This window comes from Streptomyces sp. NPDC002809, assembly GCF_040295435.1.
In the GTDB taxonomy this organism is placed as follows: domain Bacteria; phylum Actinomycetota; class Actinomycetes; order Streptomycetales; family Streptomycetaceae; genus Streptomyces.
Genome location: NZ_JBEOVJ010000002.1, coordinates 231,212 through 247,864 on the forward strand (window position 1 = coordinate 231,212; position 16,653 = coordinate 247,864).

The window sequence follows — 16,653 nt, forward strand, 5'->3', positions numbered from 1 at the left end:
ATCCGCGGGGCGGGCTCCCGGCTCCCGCCCTGCGGATGCCGCGTCAGGCCGAGTACTGCGGCGGCATCGCGGCGGCCTCGGCGAGGACCGGACCCAGGTTCTCGGTGCGGATCCGGCGGTCGACGTACAGCAGTCCGGTCACCAGCGGCGGGAAGGTCGCCACGACCATCTGGCTGACCAGCTGGCCGACGAGTATCGACACCACATAGCCGCTCATCGCGACGATGACCGAGGCCGGATTCGGGTCGTTGCCCAGATTCATCGAACCGAGGATGCCGGAGAACATCCCGAGGAACGAGAACGGTATCTGGATCAGATAGCTCGCGACCGTCGCGATGGCGCCGGCCAGCAGAGTGATTCCGAAGATCCGCCACCAGTCCCCGCGAACCAGCCTGGACGAGCGGCGCATCGCGGCGATCGGGCCCTGGTTCTCGAATACGACGGCCGAGGGGGCCAGGCTGAACTTCACCCAGAGCCAGGTCGCCAGCGGCGCCGTCGCCAGGGCGCCCACTACGCCGATCAGGATCGTGGCGACCGGTCCGCTGCCGCCGTCCATGCTGAGCATGCCGATCACGAAGGCCAGGAAGCCGGCCCAGGCGAGCAGCAGCGGGACCAGCGCGATCAGCCAGGTCAGCAGGACCGTCCCGATCACGGCGGGCATCCGCGCCCAGGCGCGTCGCCAGACGGCGGAGAACGTGGCCGGGCGGCCCAGGACCGCCTCCTGGAGGATCGCCGGCACGGCCGTGTACATCATGGCCGTGGAGATCACGACGGCGATGAGGCCCACCACCGCGACCGAGCCGAACGCGATGACCAGCGGGACCCAGTCCTCCGTACGGGGGTTCTCGTCGGAACCGAGCGAAAGCATCCGGTCCAGATGGTCCGCGACGGCGGAGTACGCGATCACGGCGGACACCACAACCACGGCCAGCGCCCCGCCGTACGCGGCAGCACCGACTCCGAGCAGTTGCTTGCCGTAACGGCCCAGGGTGGCGAACGCACCGCCGAGGACGTTCCCGAGCCGCAGCGGGCCCAGCGGTATCACCCCGGGCTTCGGAGGCATCCAGCCGCCGCCCCAGCCGCCCCACCCGGGCGGCCCCCCGGGTCCCCCGTACGGCGCGCCTCCGTAGGCACCGCCGCCCCACCCCGCGTCCTGCGCCACTGCTGCTCCGTCGGTCAGTCGATCATGAACTGGCATGTACTGGACGGACCACGGTAGCGCCCCCGGAAGCCTCCCCGCCCCGGGCCTCCCGCACCGGCGATGCGTACACTCGTACACATGGGATACGGACTGCTGGCCGCGGCCATAGCGGCGGAGGTCGCCGGGACGACCGCCATGAAGTACAGCGAGGGATTCACCAGGCTGTGGCCCTCGTTGATCACCGTCGTCGGATATCTGCTCGCCTTCTCGCTGCTCGCCCAGACGCTCAAGACGATGTCGATGGGGACGGCCTACGCGATCTGGGCCGGGATCGGCACCGCCGCCGTCGCCGCCATCGGCATGCTGTTCATGGGGGAGTCCGGCAGCCCGGTCAAGGCGGCGGGCATCGCCCTGGTCATCGCCGGTGTGGTGGTCCTCAATCTGGGGGGAGCGCACTGATGGCGCGACGGTACGACCCCGAGCGGCGCGAGCGGATCATCGACGCGGCGATCCGGGTCGTCGGCACCAAGGGGATCGCCGGGCTGAGCCACCGCTCCGTCGCCGCCGAGGCCGATGTGCCGCTCGGCTCGACGACGTACCACTTCGCCTCGCTCGACGAACTGCTGATCGCAGCCCTGCGCCGGTCGAACGAGAACTTCGCCACGCTCATGCGGAAGAGCCCGGCCCTCGCCGACCCGGCCGCTGATCTCGCCACCGAACTCGCCCGGCTGCTCGGTGAGTTCTTCGACATCGGCCGCGGCCGGGCCGAACTGGAGTACGAGCTCTACCTCGCCGCCCTGCGCCGGCCCGCGCTGCGCCCGGTCGCCGCGGAGTGGACCGACGACACCGCCGCACTCCTGGCACCGCGCACCGGCCCGGCGACGGCGCGGGCGCTGATCGCGCTGATGGACGGGATCTGTCTGCAGGTCCTCCTCACCGGCGGGGCCTATGACGAGGCGTACGCACGGGAGATGCTGGGCCGGATCACCAACTGATCCCGTCACCGCGGCTCCGTCCGTGAAGCCGGAGGGCCGCTCCGGGCAACAACAGCGGATGACACGCCTCGTGCGGAACTGCACAAGGAGCAGCGCTCCTGGCCTCCGGGTCCCGGGCGTCCGCCGGCCGCCGTAGGGGGTCCACGGGGGTGGTCCCCAACGGCAACCGATGCCACCGAGCCACGGGACCGGTCCGGCCCCGTGGCCCGGTCGTGATCACGCCCGGACGCTGAGACCGGTTGGCCCGGGCCGCCCCCCGCCGGTTAGGTTCTGGTCATGACCGACACGACTTCCACCCGTACCACCGGCGCCGTCGCCGCCGGCCTCGCCACCATCGCCGGCGACGGTTCCGTTCTCGACACCTGGTTCCCCGCCCCCGAGCTCACCGCAGAGCCCGGACCGGCCGGAACCGAGCGGCTCACCCCCGACCGTGCCGTCAACCTGCTCGGCGAGGGCGCCGCCAAGGCCATCGGTGTGGACGCCCGCCGCGGGGTCGAGGTCGTCGCCGTCCGTACGGTCATCGCCTCGCTCGACGACAAGCCGCTCGACGCGCACGACGCGTACCTGCGTCTGCACCTGCTCTCGCACCGCCTCGTCCAGCCGCACGGGCAGAACCTCGACGGCCTCTTCGGCCTCCTCACCAACGTGGCCTGGACCTCGCTCGGCCCGGTCGCCGTCGACGACCTGGAGAAGGTGCGCCTGAACGCCCGCGCCGAGGGCCTGCACCTCCAGGTCACCTCGGTCGACAAGTTCCCGCGCATGACGGACTACGTCGCGCCGAAGGGCGTCCGGATCGCCGACGCCGACCGGGTGCGGCTCGGCGCGCACCTCGCGGCCGGCACCACCGTGATGCACGAGGGCTTCGTCAACTTCAACGCGGGCACCCTCGGCACCTCCATGGTCGAGGGCCGGATCTCCGCCGGCGTCGTCGTCGGGGACGGCTCGGACATCGGGGGCGGCGCATCCACCATGGGTACGCTCTCCGGCGGCGGCAAGGAGCGCATCGTGATCGGCGAGCGCTGCCTGGTCGGCGCGGAGGCGGGTGTCGGGATCGCGCTCGGCGACGAGTGTGTCGTCGAGGCCGGTCTCTACGTCACCGCGGGCACCCGCGTCACCCTGCCGGACGGTCAGGTCGTCAAGGCCCGTGAGCTCTCCGGCGCCTCGAACATCCTCTTCCGCCGCAACTCGGTGAGCGGCGCCGTCGAGGCCCGTCCGAACAACGCGGTCTGGGGCGGCCTCAACGACGTCCTGCACAGCAACGACTGAACGGCCGAGGGCCGTCGTCGCGCGCCCACCAGGGATCGCGGAGCAGCCCCTGGCAGGCGGCGAGCAGTTCCGCGTACGCCTTCCGCAGCCCGTCGGACGCCTCGCGCCCGGCGGGCTGCAGCGGTTCCCGGACCGGGCCCGCCCCGAGCAGCGCCTTCGCCGTCACCGTGCCCGGCAGCCCGGACGCCATCATCAGCTCCGTGAGCGGGGCCAGGAGCCCGTTCAGCCGAGCGGCCCCGGCGGTGTCCCCGGCGTCGAAGGCGTCCAGCACGGCCCGCAGGGGGCGGGGCGCCACATTGGCGACCGTGCTGACGTAACCCGCGCCGCCCACCGCGTACAGCGGCAGATTCAGCTCCTCGCAGCCCGAGTAGTACGCGAGCCCGGTGGCGCTGATCACCTTCGTCGCACCGAGCAGGTCGTACGAACAGTCCTTCACCGCCACGATGCGCGGATGTTCCGCCAGCCTCAGCATCGTCTCCGGCTCGATACGGGTGCCGGTGCGGCCGGGGATGTCGTACAGCATCAGCGGAAGGCCGGCCGACTCGGCGACGCGGAGGAAGTGCGCCTCGACGGCGGCCTGCGGGGGGCGGCTGTAGTAGGGGGTGACGACCAGCAGGGCGTCGGCACCGGCCTGTTCCGCCTGGCTGCCCAGTTCCACGGTGTGCCGCGTGTCAGCTGTTCCGACGCCCGCGACCAGCGAAACGTCCGGGCCGACCGCCTCCCGCACCGCGCGTACCAGGGCTGCCTTCTCGGCGTCGGAGGTGGTCGGGGACTCGCCGGTGGTGCCGCTGAGCACCAGACCGTCGCAGCCGTCGGCGACCAGCGCCGCGGCGTGTGCGGCGGCAGCGTCCGGATCCAGGTCGCCGGCGGCGGTGAACGGCGTGACCATGGCGCAGAGGGTGCGGCCGAAGGGGCGGGGGCGGGAGGACGGGAGCGGCGTCATGTCCGAAGTGTCGACCCCCGGACCGTGAAGGTCCACTTAGTTCTTCTCCGGGTGAAGGTGAAGCAGTGCTCAACTGTTGAAGGGGTCGGCCCGCTGTGAAGCCCGGCGGGGCGGAGAGGTGGTGGGCACCGGCGCGGCGCTTGCCGCTGGTCAGCCGTACCAGTGCGCACACCTGCCGCGCCCGCCCGGCGGTCCGCAGGCGAAGGCGGCGGGCACCGGCGCGGCGGTGACGGGACGGTGCGCTCAGCGCCGGGACATGTACAGGCCGAACGCCTTGTGCAGCAGCTTGCCGACCGGGTAGTCCCACTCGCCGATGTACTCGGCGGCCCGCCCCCCGGTGCCCGCCTTGAACCGCAACAGGCCCAGCAGGTGGTTGTCCTCGTCGAGGGTGTCGGTGATGCCGCGCAGGTCGTAGACGGCGGCGCCCCGCTCGTGCGCGTCGCTCATCATCCGCCACTGGATCGCGTTGTTGGGCTGCACCTCGCGCCGTCGGCTCGTCGAGGCACCGTACGAGTACCAGACATGGGTCCCGACGGTCAGCATCGTCGCCGCGGAGAGCACCTCCCCGTCGTGGTGGGCGAGATAGAGCCGCATCCGGTCCGGGTCCTCGGCCCGCAGCGCGGTCCACATGCGCTGGAAGTAGCCGAGCGGCCGCGGGACGAAGCGGTCGCGCTCGGCGGTCTCCCGGTACAGCTCGTAGAAGACCGGAAGGTCGTCGAGGCCGCCCTCGACGACCTTCACGCCCGCCTTCTCCGCCTTCTTGATGTTGCGCCGCCACTGCTGGTTCAGCCCGCCGCGGATCTCCTCCAGCGACCGTCCGGCGAACGGCACCTGGAACACGTACCGGGGCTGCCCGGCGCTGAAGCCGTCCGCGTCCCCGTCCGCGCCCTGCTGCCACCCCAGCCGGCGCAACTGCTCCACGACCTCGGCGGCCCGGGGCTCGGTCACATCCGCCTCGACGTCGCGCAGCCGGCCCGCGGCAGGGTCCGCGATCGCGTCCTTGACCCGGGAAGCCTCCCAGCGGCGGGCGATCACCGGCGGGCCCATCCGTACCGTGAACGCGCCCCGGGCCTTGGCGTGGGCCACCAGCGGATCCAGCCAGGGGCGCAGCTCGCCCTCGTGCCAGGGGATGACCGGACCCTCCGGCAGATAGGCCAGATAACGCTTCAGCCGGGGGACCGGGCGGTACAACACCAGTCCGGCACCGGCGATCCGCCCGCCGCCGTCGAACCAGCCGATGCTCTCCGCGCGCCAGTCGGGCTTCACCTCGCCCCACGAGGGGACCTGCATATGGCTGGCGGCGTCCCGGCCGGCGACGAACGCCAGATGCTGTTCGCGCGTGATCTCCTCGACCCGCAGCGTCATGCGGTACTCCGTTCGTAGTCCGATTCGTCAGCGTAGTGAGAGGGACGCGGGCCGCGGTTGACCTCAAGCGTGGTTGACGTATCAGGGTGGCTGTCACGGACGCACCGCAAGGGTGCGCCGGTGAGGGGAGCAGCCATGACAGTGGAGTTCGTGTCCCGGCCCGATGTCACCCGAGCGGATGCGGGGCTCGTCAAGGTCAGCACCTGGGACGTCGGCACAGCGGAACGCCGAAAGCAGGCCGTCGGGGCCATCCGCTCCGCGTGGGGGGCCAGGCGCTGGCCGCACCCGGGGCTGCTCTCGTACAGCGTGTACACGGGAGAGGACGGCAGGACGCTCCTCCACTACTCGCAGTGGACCGGCGAGGAGAGCTATCAGGACTTCGCCCGGGACGGCCGGGACGAGCGCAACGCCGAGATCGACGCGGCCGTGCCGGGCATCGAGCGGCTCGGGCTGCACACCTACGAGCTCTACCGCTCCTCGTCGCCCGGCGGCCGGGAGCCCGGCTGCGTCGTGGTGGTCGACGTCGAGTTCGAAGGGGCGGACAGTGCCCGCCAACGCGACTGGGTGGACGGCGTGTTCGAAGCGCTGGGGACGGACCCGGCCCCCGCGCCCGGCGGGCTCGCCGGACACTTTCATGTGAGCACCGACGGGACCCGGGTACTCAACTACGCGGAGTGGGTGAGCGCGCAGGCCCACATCGACGCCCTGGCCGCGCCCGGGGACGGCATCGGATCGAGGACGCCGCAGTGGGAGCGGGTGCGGACCTACCCGGGCGTCACCGGCGGGGGTGTGCGCCGCTACACCCCCGCGCTGAGCCTGCGACCGGGCGAGGGCGGGTGACGGGGGTCTTCCCGGGCGGCAAACCCCCGTGTACGGAGATCAGTTGTACGGGTCCTTTCGGTGCCCCGGCTCCTTCTCTTCCGTGCACCGGGCGGTACCGGGCGAAATGCGTCTAGGCTTGGGACGCCTGACCCCGTACCCGCCCGGAGCCGCGGCTCCGGCGACGTGTACACCCGCACGTTTTCGAGGAGAACCCCCTGATGTCCGCAGAGCGCCCCACCCTGCCGCCGGTACGGCTGCACACCGAGGCGGAGCTGGCACGGGACGCGCTCGCCGCGCCGCTGCTCGCCCGCGCCGTCAGGCTCGCCCGCTGGGCCGGGCCGGACACGCGGGTCGGCGCGGGTGGCGAGCTCGTCGACGCACAGCTGCCCGCGGCGGCCGAGCACCTGGGCCTTGTCGCGGACGAGGACGGCGCGGCGGAAGCCAGCGAGGCCTGGCGGCTCGCGGTCGACACCGGCCTGGTCGAGATCGAGGACCCGGCGGATGAGGACGCGGATGCCGACGCGCACGGCCACGACGGCGAAGCGGAGGGAACCGTCACCGCGGGAGAGAACCTGGCCCTGCTGACCGGCGGTTCGCCGCAGGACGTTCTGACGATCTGGCTCGACGGCCTGGAGGCCGCCCACGCCGACGCCACCGCCCCGGTGTTCGACGACTTCGCCGACCTCATCGGTGAGGACGGGTCGGTCGACTTCGACGCGCTGGACTGGGATCCGGAGACCGAGGCCGAGTTCCTCGACGGGGTGCTCGGCAACCTCTATCTGCTCACCGTCGGCGAGGGCGCGGGCGACGAGCCCGTGCCGCTGCCCGCGCTGGCCGCCTCGATGATCGTCCCCGACGACATGGGCGAGCCCACCGACGACATCCTGGAACAGGTGTCCGACGCGATGATGCGCCTCGACGACCAGTTCCGGGTCCTCGAACCCATCGGCATCGTCGAATACCACCCGGTGGACGAGGCCTTGCTGGCGGAGGAGGGCGAGGAGGCCGTGCCACCCGCCGACGACGACGACGTCACGCGGTACGGCATGGTGAAGCTGACCCCTCTCGGCCTCTACGGCATCCGGGCCCGGATGCTGGACGCCGGTGTGGACGCCCCGGCCATCGGCGACCTGGCGGACAAGGGCGCCGACGTGCTGCTCGGCGGCATCGCGTACTACCCCGAGGAGGCGGCCCGCGGCGAGATCGAGCTGTGGCTCGCGCGGCACGGCGCCGACGGGGCGGCCGGTGAACTCCTGGACGCCGCACGCGGCGAGGACCCGCAGGCACCGCTGCGCCGGCTGCACTGCCAGCAGGCGCTCGCCCTGGTCGGCGCGGAGGCCGAGGCCGCGGTGCGCGCGGTGCTGGGCGACCCCGAACTGGGCGGGCTCGCCCGGGTCTGGCTCGCCGAGCGGGGCGCCGCCGACGTGCCGGCCCCCTCCGAGGCGATGATCTTCTGGCTCGCCGTCGACACGATCGCGGCCCAGCTGGAGGCGGACGGCGATCTGGACGAGCTCCAGGGCCTGGTCGAGGGGCTGTCCGGCCAGCACAGCGGCTTCTTCGACGAGGCGTGGCGGGTGGACCACCCGGCGACGGCGGACGTCCTGGAAGCGATGGGGCGGCTGCACAGCGACAAGAAGCAGGCGAAGGCCGCCCGCAAGGCCGCCTTCAAGGCGCGGTCGCGGAGCGGCTCCGGCAGCTGAGCGGGCGGCGGCGGCGAGGAAGTTCACGCAACGGAATCCCTCGAAGTCGTCGTCAGTTCAACTGGTGTTGGCGCAGGGGCGGGACGGTGATCCCGCAACCAACCCGCCCCAGCTGCACCAGGAGTACGTGATGGCCTTCACGCGCAGGGAATTCACCAGACAGTCCGCCCTCACCGGTGCCGGCATCGCCCTCACCGGAACCGTCGCCGCGCTGGCCACCGCACCCGGCGCCCTCGCCGCCGAGGACTCCAAGAACGGCCACGACGACCACGGCCACGGAAACGACGGACACGGGCACGGCCACGAGCCCGGCTACGGGCCGCTGCTCCCCGACCCGAAGGGCATACTCGCGCTGCCCGCCGGCTTCTCGTACAAGGTCATCACCCACAGCGGTGTCACCAAGCTGGAGAGCGGCGAGTACACCCCCTCCAACCACGACGGCACGGCCGCCTTCGAGGGCGCGCGCGGCGTGACGCTGCTGGTGAACAACCACGAGCTGAGCGGCACCCGCGCCGGCTGGGAGCACCCCGTTCCGCTCACCGACGGCCTCGTCTACGACGCGGTCGCCGCCGGCGGCTGCACCGTCGTGGAGACCCGCCGCGACGGCCGCACCGCCGAATGGGTCGGCATCGCCGGCACCTCCACCAACTGCGCCGGCGGCTCCACCCCGTGGGACACCTGGCTGACCTGTGAGGAGACCGAGGACAAGGCCGGGAAGAACGGCCTGCTCAAGGACCACGGCTACGTCTTCGAGGTCGACCCGTCCGACCGGCGTGCCAACCGCGACCCGCGCCCGATCAAGGCGTTCGGCCGCTACGCCCACGAGGCCGTCGTCATCGACCCCAAGCAGGGCCACGCCTACCTCACGGAGGACGCGTCCGGCCCCAACGGACTGCTCTACCGCTGGGTCCCGCCGCACGGCTTCAAGCACGGCCGCGGCAAGCTCCGCACGCTCGCCGACGACGCCGGCGTCCTTCAGGCCACCAAGTGCTTCGACAAGAGCGGAAAGTTCGTCGACGACCTCTCGCGCGCCACGAAGACCGGCACCGTGTACGGCGTGGACTGGGTCGACGTGCCCGACCGTGACGCCAAGACCGTCTCGGTGCGCAAGCAGTTCGGCGACGAGGAGGTCACCCGCGCACGCAAGCTCGAAGGCATGTGGTGGGGAGACGGCGGCGCCTACATCGTGTCCTCCTTCGCCCGTGGCGAGAGCCCCGTGCAGCACGACGGCCAGGTCTGGTTCTACGACCCGAAGCGCCGCACGCTGACGCTGAAGGTGCTCCTCGGCGTCAACGCCGACCCCTCCAAGGACGGCGCCTTCGACGGCCCGGACAACATCACCGTCTCGCCCTACGGCGGCCTGGTCATCTCCGAGGACGGCGAGGGCATCCAGCACCTCTTCGGGGCGACCGAGAGCGGCCGCACCTACCCCATCGCGCGCAACGAGCTGAACGCCGGCACGGAGGCCGAGCCGGAGTACAGCGAGTTCACCGGCGTGACCTTCTCGCCCGACGGCAAGACGCTCTTCGCCAACATCCAGACGCCCGGCATCATGCTGGCCATCACCGGCCCGTGGAAGCGCCACTCGCGCCGGGAGCAGTAGAACCCTGCGGCAGAGCCCCTCAGCAGTGATCCGGCCCGGTCCGCGGCGGTGGTGTCAGCCGCGGACCGGGCCGGTCCTCTGCCCGGAACGCACGCCGGCCACGCCTCGCGGGGAAGCGATAACCGCCACATCCGCGGCGGCGCCGCGGACGCCGTGACACGGGCGGTGCCCTTGCCGGAAGCGGGGAGGGACGGTGCGCGGTCCCGGAACCGCTGATTACGAATCCGGCATCAGTGCGCCCCCAGGAGCGGTCGGGCATGGCGTCGGACGTTTCCAGGGCGCATACTCAATGTAATGAAACAGTCAGCCGGATCCCGGCGTCACCTGCCTTCCAGTCCCTTCAACCGCCCGGCCCAGGCGGCCCCACCGGTCGAATTGTTCGATGTGGGCGACAGGGTGTCGCATGACCAGTTCGGACTCGGTCGAGTCCTTGCTGTCGAGGGCGACAACGACGCAGTGCTCATCGACTTCTCGGGGCGACAGGGGAGGATCCTGAGCCCGTACTCCAAGCTGACCAAGCTCTGAGAGAAGCGACGAGCACGCGCCGCGTACGCCGTATATCTCTCGCCGACCGCCTTCAGGGGCACCCGCAGCCAGCCGGGTGCCCCTGAAGACGTTCCACCGGGGTCGGTCCTAGAGCGACTGGGCGGCGGGCTTGACCATGCCGCGGACGGTGCGCGACTTCACGAAGTCGCCCATCGCGGTCATCTCCCACTCGCCGGAGAACTGCTTGATCAGCTTTGCCATCATCACGCCGGTCTGCGGCTCCGCGCCGGTCAGGTCGAAGCGGACCAGCTCCTCGCCGGTGGCAGCGTCGATCAGCCGGCAGTAGGCCTTGGCCACCTCGGTGAACTTCTGGCCGGTGAACGAGTTGACCGTGAACACCAGACCGGTCGCCTCCGGGGGAATCCGGCCCAGGTCGACGACGATCACCTCGTCGTCGCCGGCGCCCTCGCCGGTGAGGTTGTCCCCGGAGTGCTTGATGGCGCCGTTCAGGATGGAGAGCTTGCCGAAGTAGCAGCTGTCCAGGTGGTTGCGGTTCGGGCCGTATGCAATCACCGAGGCGTCGAGGTCGATGTCCTTGCCGCGGAACGCGGGCTCCCAGCCGAGGCCCATCTTGACCTGGGACAGCAGCGGGCGGCCGCCCTTGACCAGTGACACCGTCTGGTTCTTCTGCAGACTGACCCGGCCCTTGTCGAGGTTGATCTTGCCGGAGGCGGGGGGAGCGGGGGGCACCGGAGGCGCGGGGGGTGCGACGGGCGGTGCGGATGCCACCGGGGGAGCGGCGATCCGCGGGTCCACCGGCGGTGCGACGGGGGCCGGAGGCGCGACCGGGGCGGCGGCGGGCTCCTCGACGGACACACCGAAGTCGGTGGCGATGCCGGCCAGGCCGTTGGCATAGCCCTGCCCGACCGCGCGGGCCTTCCAGGCGCCGCCCCGCCGGTAGACCTCGATGACCACGAGGGCGGTCTCGGAGCCCAGCTGGGGCGGGGTGAACGTGGCGAGCGCACTGCCGTCGTCCGCGTTGCGCACGGTGGCGGTTGGCTCGATGCCCTGGAAGGTCTGACCCGCTCCGTCCGGGCTCGCAGTGACGACGATCTTCTCGATGCCGGGCGGCACCGCGGCGGTGTCCACCACGATCGCGTCGGGTGCGGTCCCACCGCCGGAGCGGTAGGTCACACCCGGGCCCGCGGGCTGGTTGTAGAAGATGAAGTCGTCGTCGGAGCGCACCTTGCCGTCGGCGGTGAGCAGCAGGCCCGATACGTCGAGCCGCACGGGAGCGGCGACGTCCACCGTCACGCGGGCGGCGGAGAGGGGGATGTTCGAGCCGGGTGTCATAGCGGTCATGCACGAGGTAACGAATGACCCGGCTTTGCCGTTCCCTTACCTTCGGGCGGCTTCGCCCGTACGGCGGCAACAGGCTTTGCCCGGGTTCATGGGTGGATGTCCGCCTCCTCCGAGGGCTGCCGTGTCCGCTCAGTACGGCCAGATCGGCGGGTTGGTGCAGAAGTGGCCGCCGAGGTGGGCGTGGTCCGGGTTGTCCGGGTCGAGCTCGCCCTGTTCGGCGATGAGCTTCGCCGCGTACTCCTCCGAGTCGTCCTGCGGTTCGTAGCCGAGGGACCGGGCCGTCGTCAGGTCCCACCACAGGCGGGTGTTGTCCGAGGAGCCGTGGATGACCGTGTGTCCCACGTTCTCGGCGGTGATCGCGGCGTCGAAGAGCTGGGCTCCGTCGGCCGGGCTCATCCAGACGGACAGCATCCGTACGGACGTCGGCTCCGGGAAGCAGGAGCCGATGCGCACCGAGACGGTCTCCAGCCCGTGCCGGTCCCAGTAGAGCTGGGCGAGGTCCTCGCCGAAGGACTTGGAAAGACCGTAGAAGGTGTCCGGGCGGCGAGGGGTGCCGATGGGGATGAGCGGGTCGCCGGGGAGCGGCCGGGGGGTGAAACCGACGGCGTGGTTGGAGGACGCGAAGACGATCCGGCGCACGCCCTCCGCCAGGGCGGCCTCGTAGAGGTTGTAGGTGCCCTCGATGTTCGCCCTGAGGATCTTGTCGAAGGAGGCTTCCAGGGAGATGCCCGCAAGGTGGATGATCGCGTCGACGCCCCGCACGGCCTCGCGCAGCGCATCCTTGTCGCCGAGGTCGGCGGTGATCGCGTCCGGCTCGCCCTCGATGGGGAACATGTCGAACAGGCGGAGCTCGTAGCCGTGGGCGGGCAGCAGTCCGCGCATCAGGGTGCCGAGGCCGCCGGCGGCGCCGGTGAGCAGGACGGTGCGGGGAGCGGACATACGCGGATCTCCTCGGTACGGGGGCGGCTGCGCGCGCCTGGTCCATGGGCGGCATTCACATGCGTGGACAAGTTACGGAGCGTGTGTGGTTGCGTCAAGGGGGGTTTCCCCGGTCAGGGGCTGGGGGTTCCGTCCTCAATCGCCGGACGGGCTCGGTTGGTGCGGGTGCTCCGCGGGGCGTCGCGGTGACATCTGTGGGTGGGGGTCCGGGGCCCCTCCGGGGCGTCTCCTCGAACGACGAACGTGCGGCGGGTCCGCGATGGACCCGGGTGTCCGTTCGTCGTCCTGCGGGGACGCCCCTGCACGGCCCCGGACCCGGCCGTCCTGCTTCTGCGGCAGTCGAACCGCCGGTGGGCAGACGCGACTGATGCGGGGTGGGGCCGTGCGGGGGTGTCCCCGCAGAAAATGGCGTACGACCCGGGTGCCTGTCCGTCGTCGGGTGCGCACGCCATTTTTGAGGAGTCCCCCCGGAGGGAACCCACCCCCACCCGCCGGGCAGGGGCGCACCCGCGGGGGACCCGCACTCAAGCCCGTCCGGCGATTGAGGACGGAACCCCGTGCCCCGTACCGGGGCAACCCGCCTTGACCCGCGCCGAGCAACTGCCTTAGCGTAAGACCGTTCATGAATATGGACGTCAATCAGAATTGTGCACGCCTGAAACCGCTCAGGGAGCGCCCGTGACCTCAGCCCCACTTGCCGCCCGACTCACCGCTGTCGCCGGGCCGCTCTTCTTCCCCGTCACTGCCTACGGACCGGACGGCTCCGTCGACCTCGACGCCTTCCGCGCGCACGTGCGCAAGGGCGTCGACGCAGGTGCGGCGGCCGTCTTCGCCTGCTGCGGCACGGGCGAGTTCCACGCCCTGACGCCCGAGGAGTTCCGCCTCGTCGTCGCTGCGGCCGTCGAGGAGACCGCCGGTGAGGTGCCCGTCGTGGCGGGCGCCGGATACGGCACCGCCCTGGCGGTCCAGTTCGCGAAGCTCGCCGAGGAGGCCGGCGCGGACGGTCTCCTCGCCATGCCGCCTTACCTGGTCCTCGCCGACCAGGAGGGGCTGCTCGCCCACTACACGGCGCTGGCCGCCGCCACCGGCCTGGAGACGATCGTCTACCAGCGCGACAACGCCGTCTTCACTCCCGAGACCGTGGTCGCGCTGGCGCAGGCGCCGGGCATCATCGGTCTCAAGGACGGCTACGGCGACCTCGACCTGATGCAGCGCATCGTCAGCGCGGTGCGCACCGGACTGCCGGGCCGGGACTTCCTGTACTTCAACGGGCTGCCCACGGCCGAGCTCACCGGTCTCGCCTACCGGGGCATCGGCGTCACGCTCTACTCCTCCGCCGTGTTCGCCTTCGCGCCGGACATCGCGCTGGCCTTCTACCGCGCCCTGGAGTCCGGCGACGACGGTCTCGTCAACGCGCTGCTCGACACCTTCTACCGCCCGCTCGTCGAACTGCGCGCCAAGGGCCGCGGCTACGCCGTCTCGCTGGTCAAGGCGGCCGTCCGCCTCCAGGGCCTGGACGTCGGCGAGGTGCGCACCCCGCTCACCGAGCCGCCCGCCGCGCATATCAAGGAGCTGACGGAGATCATCGAAGCCGGCCGTGCGCTGCTGGAGCGCGGGGGCGCGGGGGAGCGCGGGTGAAGACCTCCGCCTTCCTCTACCCCTGGGACATCGTCGGGGATCCCGACGCGGCCGCCCGTGTCGCGGACCTCGGTGTCCAGCAGGTGACGCTCGCCGCCGCCTACCACTCCACCCGCGCGCTGACCCCGCGCCATCCGGCCCGCCGCATCGTCACGGCCGAGCACGCCGCGGTGCTCTACCCGCCGGACTCCGCCCGGTGGGCGGGGCGCGAGCTGCGCCCGTACCCGCAGTCCTGGGTGGCATCGGGCGACGCCTACGCGGAGGCAGCCGAGGCGCTGGCCGGCGCCGGGCTCCACGTGCACAGCTGGGTCGTTCTCGCGCACAACTCCCGGCTGGGCGCGGAGCACCCCGACACCTCCGTGGTCAACGCCTACGGGGACCGCTATCCGTGGGCCCCCTGCATCGCGCAGCCCGCGGTCCGCGCGTATCTGGTGGACCTGGCCGCGGAGGCCGCGGTACGGGACGGGGCACGCGGCACCGAACTGGAGTCGTGCGGCTGGTACGGCTTCGCCCATCTGCACGCCCACGACAAGATCGCGGGCGTCGGCCTCGGTGACGCGGCCCAGTACCTCATGTCGCTCTGCTTCTGTCCCGACTGCCGGGCCGGGTACGACGGTCAGGGGCTGGACGCCGATGCGCTGGGCCTGGCCGTGCGCCGGGCGCTGGAGCCGGTGTGGTCCGGTGCGGGCGCCCCGGAAGCGGGCTGGGACGGCATCGAGAAGCTGCTCGGCGCGGATCTCGCCGCCGCCACCCTCCGGTGGCGCACCCAGGTGGCCCGAGGGCTCCAGGAGTCGGTGGTCGCCGCGGTGCGGGCGGCGGCCGCGCCCGGTTTCCAGGTGCTGCTGCACGCCGACCCCGCGCAGTACCGCTCCGGAGCCAACGTGGGTGTGGACCCGGAGCACATCCTGTCCGTGGCGGACGGTGTGGTGCTGCCCTGCACCGGCGGTGACGCGGTGCGTGAGGCCGTGCTCGGCCCGTTCGCCGGGCGCGGAGGCGTTCTCGCGGCCAACCTCACCGTGGTGCGGGGGATGGGCGGCAGCCCCGGCACCCTGGAGCGCGACGCCGCCCATGCGGCCTCGCTCGGCGCGAACCAACTGCGCCTGTACCACGCGGGGCTGGCCTCGGACCCGGATCTCGAAGCCGTCGCCGGAGGGCTCTCACGCCTCAGCCGCTGACGCACGCGGGCCGGCAGGGGCCTTCCCCCGCCGGCCCGTGACCAGCCATGCCGCCGTCAGCAGCGCCACCGAGCCCACCAGTGGCAGCAGCACCCGCACGTCCACCAGCGCGACCAGTCCCGCGCCGAGCGCAAGCGCCACCGCGTTGGGCGCCATCATCAGCGTGCCCGCGGCCGCGGCCGTCCGGCCCAGGACCGCGTCCGGCGTCTCCCGCTGCACCGCCGTCATCGCGGCGATCAGCACACAGGGCAGGCCCACCCCGATCAGGCCGCACGCCACCAGCGCCACCGCGTCGTAAGGGAGCGCCCGCAGGCCCACCGCCACCGCGAACACGGCGATCCCCGCTGCCGTGAACACCCGCTCCGGCAGCCGTCGCAGCAGCGGTCCTGCCAGCAGCCCGATCGTGACGGACCCGGCTCCCTGGACGGCGGAGAGCACACCCGCGTACGCGGGGGAGCGGCCGAGCACCCCGTCCACGACGGCGTACAGCGTCGCCCCGTTGAGCCCTGCGCACAGCATCGTGACCGCCCCGGCGAGCACCAGCGGCCGCACCGCCGGCGACCTCCGCACCTGCCGTGTCCCGGCGGTCCAGCCCCCCTCCGAGCCCTTGGCCGCCGGGTCCTGTCCGCGTACCCGCAGCAGTGCGCAGAGCCCGGCGGCCAGGGCGAAGGAGGCCGCGTCCAGCAGGGCCACCGCACCGCCCCCGAAGCGTGCGTAGAGCGCTGCGCCGGTGAGCGGGGCCACCAGCTTCATGCCCTCGTTCGCCGTCATCCGCAAGCCGTTGAAATCGCCCAGCAGGCGCTTGTCCACGGCCCGGGCGACCACGGCCGACTCGGCGGCGTCCATCAGGACCGAGCCGGTCCCGTACAGCAGGAGCACCGCGAACAGGATCCAGATCCGCCCGGCCGAATCCACCGAGGCCGGCGCGGCCATCAGCAGGGCCATGACGATGTTCGCCCCGACCAGCAGCGGCTTCCCCGGCAGCCGGTCGGCCACCGTTCCGAGATGGGGCCCGAACAGTACCGGCAGCCAGACGGCGAAGAGGGCGAGCGCCGCCAGACTGTCCGAGCCCGTCAGCGACTTGACCCAGATCCCGGCCGCCGGCAGCATCGCGGAGCTGCCGAATCCGGACATGACGACCGCTGCGAGGAACACCCCCGCCGTCCGGTCACGCAGGACCCGCCCCGCCGCCGACTCTGCCCGTATCGCCATCGAACC

The 16,653-nt window shown here is 72.0% G+C and carries 15 protein-coding genes; 9 read left to right on the forward strand and 6 right to left on the reverse strand.

Annotated elements, in window-relative coordinates; all coding sequences use genetic code 11:
• Positions 1-43: 43 nt before the first annotated feature.
• A complete protein-coding gene (locus ABT025_RS02340; protein ID WP_502971877.1) occupies positions 44-1,198 on the reverse strand; it encodes a DUF7847 domain-containing protein in 1,155 nt (384 codons plus the stop codon).
• An 81-nt stretch (positions 1,199-1,279) separates the two neighbouring features.
• Between ABT025_RS02340 and ABT025_RS02345 the strand changes: the two genes are divergently transcribed.
• The 3 genes from ABT025_RS02345 to dapD all read left to right on the forward strand — a co-directional run bounded on the left by ABT025_RS02345 (position 1,280) and on the right by dapD (position 3,402).
• Positions 1,280-1,600 (forward strand): DMT family transporter, encoded by a 321-nt coding sequence (locus tag ABT025_RS02345; RefSeq protein WP_350988860.1) that lies wholly within the window; start codon positions 1,280-1,282, stop codon positions 1,598-1,600.
• Entirely contained in the window at positions 1,600-2,136 is a 537-nt protein-coding gene (locus tag ABT025_RS02350; RefSeq protein WP_350988862.1) for a TetR/AcrR family transcriptional regulator, read from the forward strand. The genes ABT025_RS02345 and ABT025_RS02350 overlap by 1 nt, the downstream gene beginning before the upstream one ends.
• Positions 2,137-2,412: 276 nt before the next feature.
• Positions 2,413-3,402 carry a 2,3,4,5-tetrahydropyridine-2,6-dicarboxylate N-succinyltransferase gene (dapD, locus tag ABT025_RS02355; protein WP_350988864.1) on the forward strand — a complete coding sequence of 330 codons (990 nt, stop codon included), beginning with the start codon at positions 2,413-2,415 and terminating at the stop codon, positions 3,400-3,402.
• On the opposite strand, the gene dapA is transcribed toward dapD, so the two are convergent.
• Positions 3,374-4,345, reverse strand: coding sequence for a 4-hydroxy-tetrahydrodipicolinate synthase (gene dapA, locus ABT025_RS02360; protein WP_350988866.1), 972 nt, complete (start codon positions 4,343-4,345; stop codon positions 3,374-3,376). The genes dapD and dapA overlap by 29 nt on opposite strands.
• 243 nt (positions 4,346-4,588) lie before the next feature.
• On the reverse strand, positions 4,589-5,710 hold the full coding sequence (locus tag ABT025_RS02365) for a lipid II:glycine glycyltransferase FemX (RefSeq protein WP_350988868.1): 1,122 nt from the start codon (positions 5,708-5,710) through the stop codon (positions 4,589-4,591).
• A 135-nt stretch (positions 5,711-5,845) separates the two neighbouring features.
• Here ABT025_RS02365 and ABT025_RS02370 point away from each other — a divergent pair, with 135 nt between their 5' ends.
• From ABT025_RS02370 to ABT025_RS02385, 4 genes are all read left to right on the forward strand, one after another.
• The gene (locus ABT025_RS02370) at positions 5,846-6,550 is read left to right on the forward strand and encodes an antibiotic biosynthesis monooxygenase (RefSeq protein ID WP_350988872.1); all 705 of its coding nucleotides are present in this window, start codon (positions 5,846-5,848) and stop codon (positions 6,548-6,550) included.
• A 200-nt stretch (positions 6,551-6,750) separates the two neighbouring features.
• Positions 6,751-8,232, forward strand: a complete 1,482-nt coding sequence (locus ABT025_RS02375; RefSeq protein ID WP_350988875.1) for a hypothetical protein — start codon at positions 6,751-6,753, stop codon at positions 8,230-8,232.
• 130 nt (positions 8,233-8,362) lie between these two features.
• Entirely contained in the window at positions 8,363-9,835 is a 1,473-nt protein-coding gene (locus ABT025_RS02380) for an alkaline phosphatase PhoX (protein WP_350988877.1), read from the forward strand.
• Between the two features lie 294 nt (positions 9,836-10,129).
• Positions 10,130-10,360 (forward strand): hypothetical protein, encoded by a 231-nt coding sequence (locus ABT025_RS02385; protein WP_037711258.1) that lies wholly within the window; start codon positions 10,130-10,132, stop codon positions 10,358-10,360.
• Between the two features lie 108 nt (positions 10,361-10,468).
• Here the strand turns inward: ABT025_RS02385 and ABT025_RS02390 are convergent, their stop codons facing one another.
• Together ABT025_RS02390 and ABT025_RS02395 are read right to left on the reverse strand one after the other, a co-directional pair.
• Positions 10,469-11,683 (reverse strand): TerD family protein, encoded by a 1,215-nt coding sequence (locus ABT025_RS02390; protein ID WP_350988880.1) that lies wholly within the window; start codon positions 11,681-11,683, stop codon positions 10,469-10,471.
• A gap of 129 nt (positions 11,684-11,812) precedes the next feature.
• Positions 11,813-12,622: an NAD-dependent epimerase/dehydratase family protein gene (locus ABT025_RS02395; RefSeq protein ID WP_350988882.1), complete on the reverse strand. Its 810-nt coding sequence runs from the start codon at positions 12,620-12,622 to the stop codon at positions 11,813-11,815.
• 678 nt (positions 12,623-13,300) lie between these two features.
• On the opposite strand from ABT025_RS02395, the gene ABT025_RS02400 reads away from it, so the two are divergent.
• A complete protein-coding gene (locus ABT025_RS02400) occupies positions 13,301-14,260 on the forward strand; it encodes a 5-dehydro-4-deoxyglucarate dehydratase (protein WP_350988885.1) in 960 nt (319 codons plus the stop codon).
• A complete protein-coding gene (locus ABT025_RS02405) occupies positions 14,257-15,435 on the forward strand; it encodes a hypothetical protein (RefSeq protein ID WP_350988888.1) in 1,179 nt (392 codons plus the stop codon). The genes ABT025_RS02400 and ABT025_RS02405 overlap by 4 nt, the downstream gene beginning before the upstream one ends.
• On the opposite strand, the gene ABT025_RS02410 is transcribed toward ABT025_RS02405, so the two are convergent.
• Entirely contained in the window at positions 15,418-16,647 is a 1,230-nt protein-coding gene (locus ABT025_RS02410; RefSeq protein WP_350988890.1) for an MFS transporter, read from the reverse strand. The two genes, ABT025_RS02405 and ABT025_RS02410, sit on opposite strands and share 18 nt — an antisense overlap.
• Between the last annotated feature and the right edge of the window lie 6 nt (positions 16,648-16,653).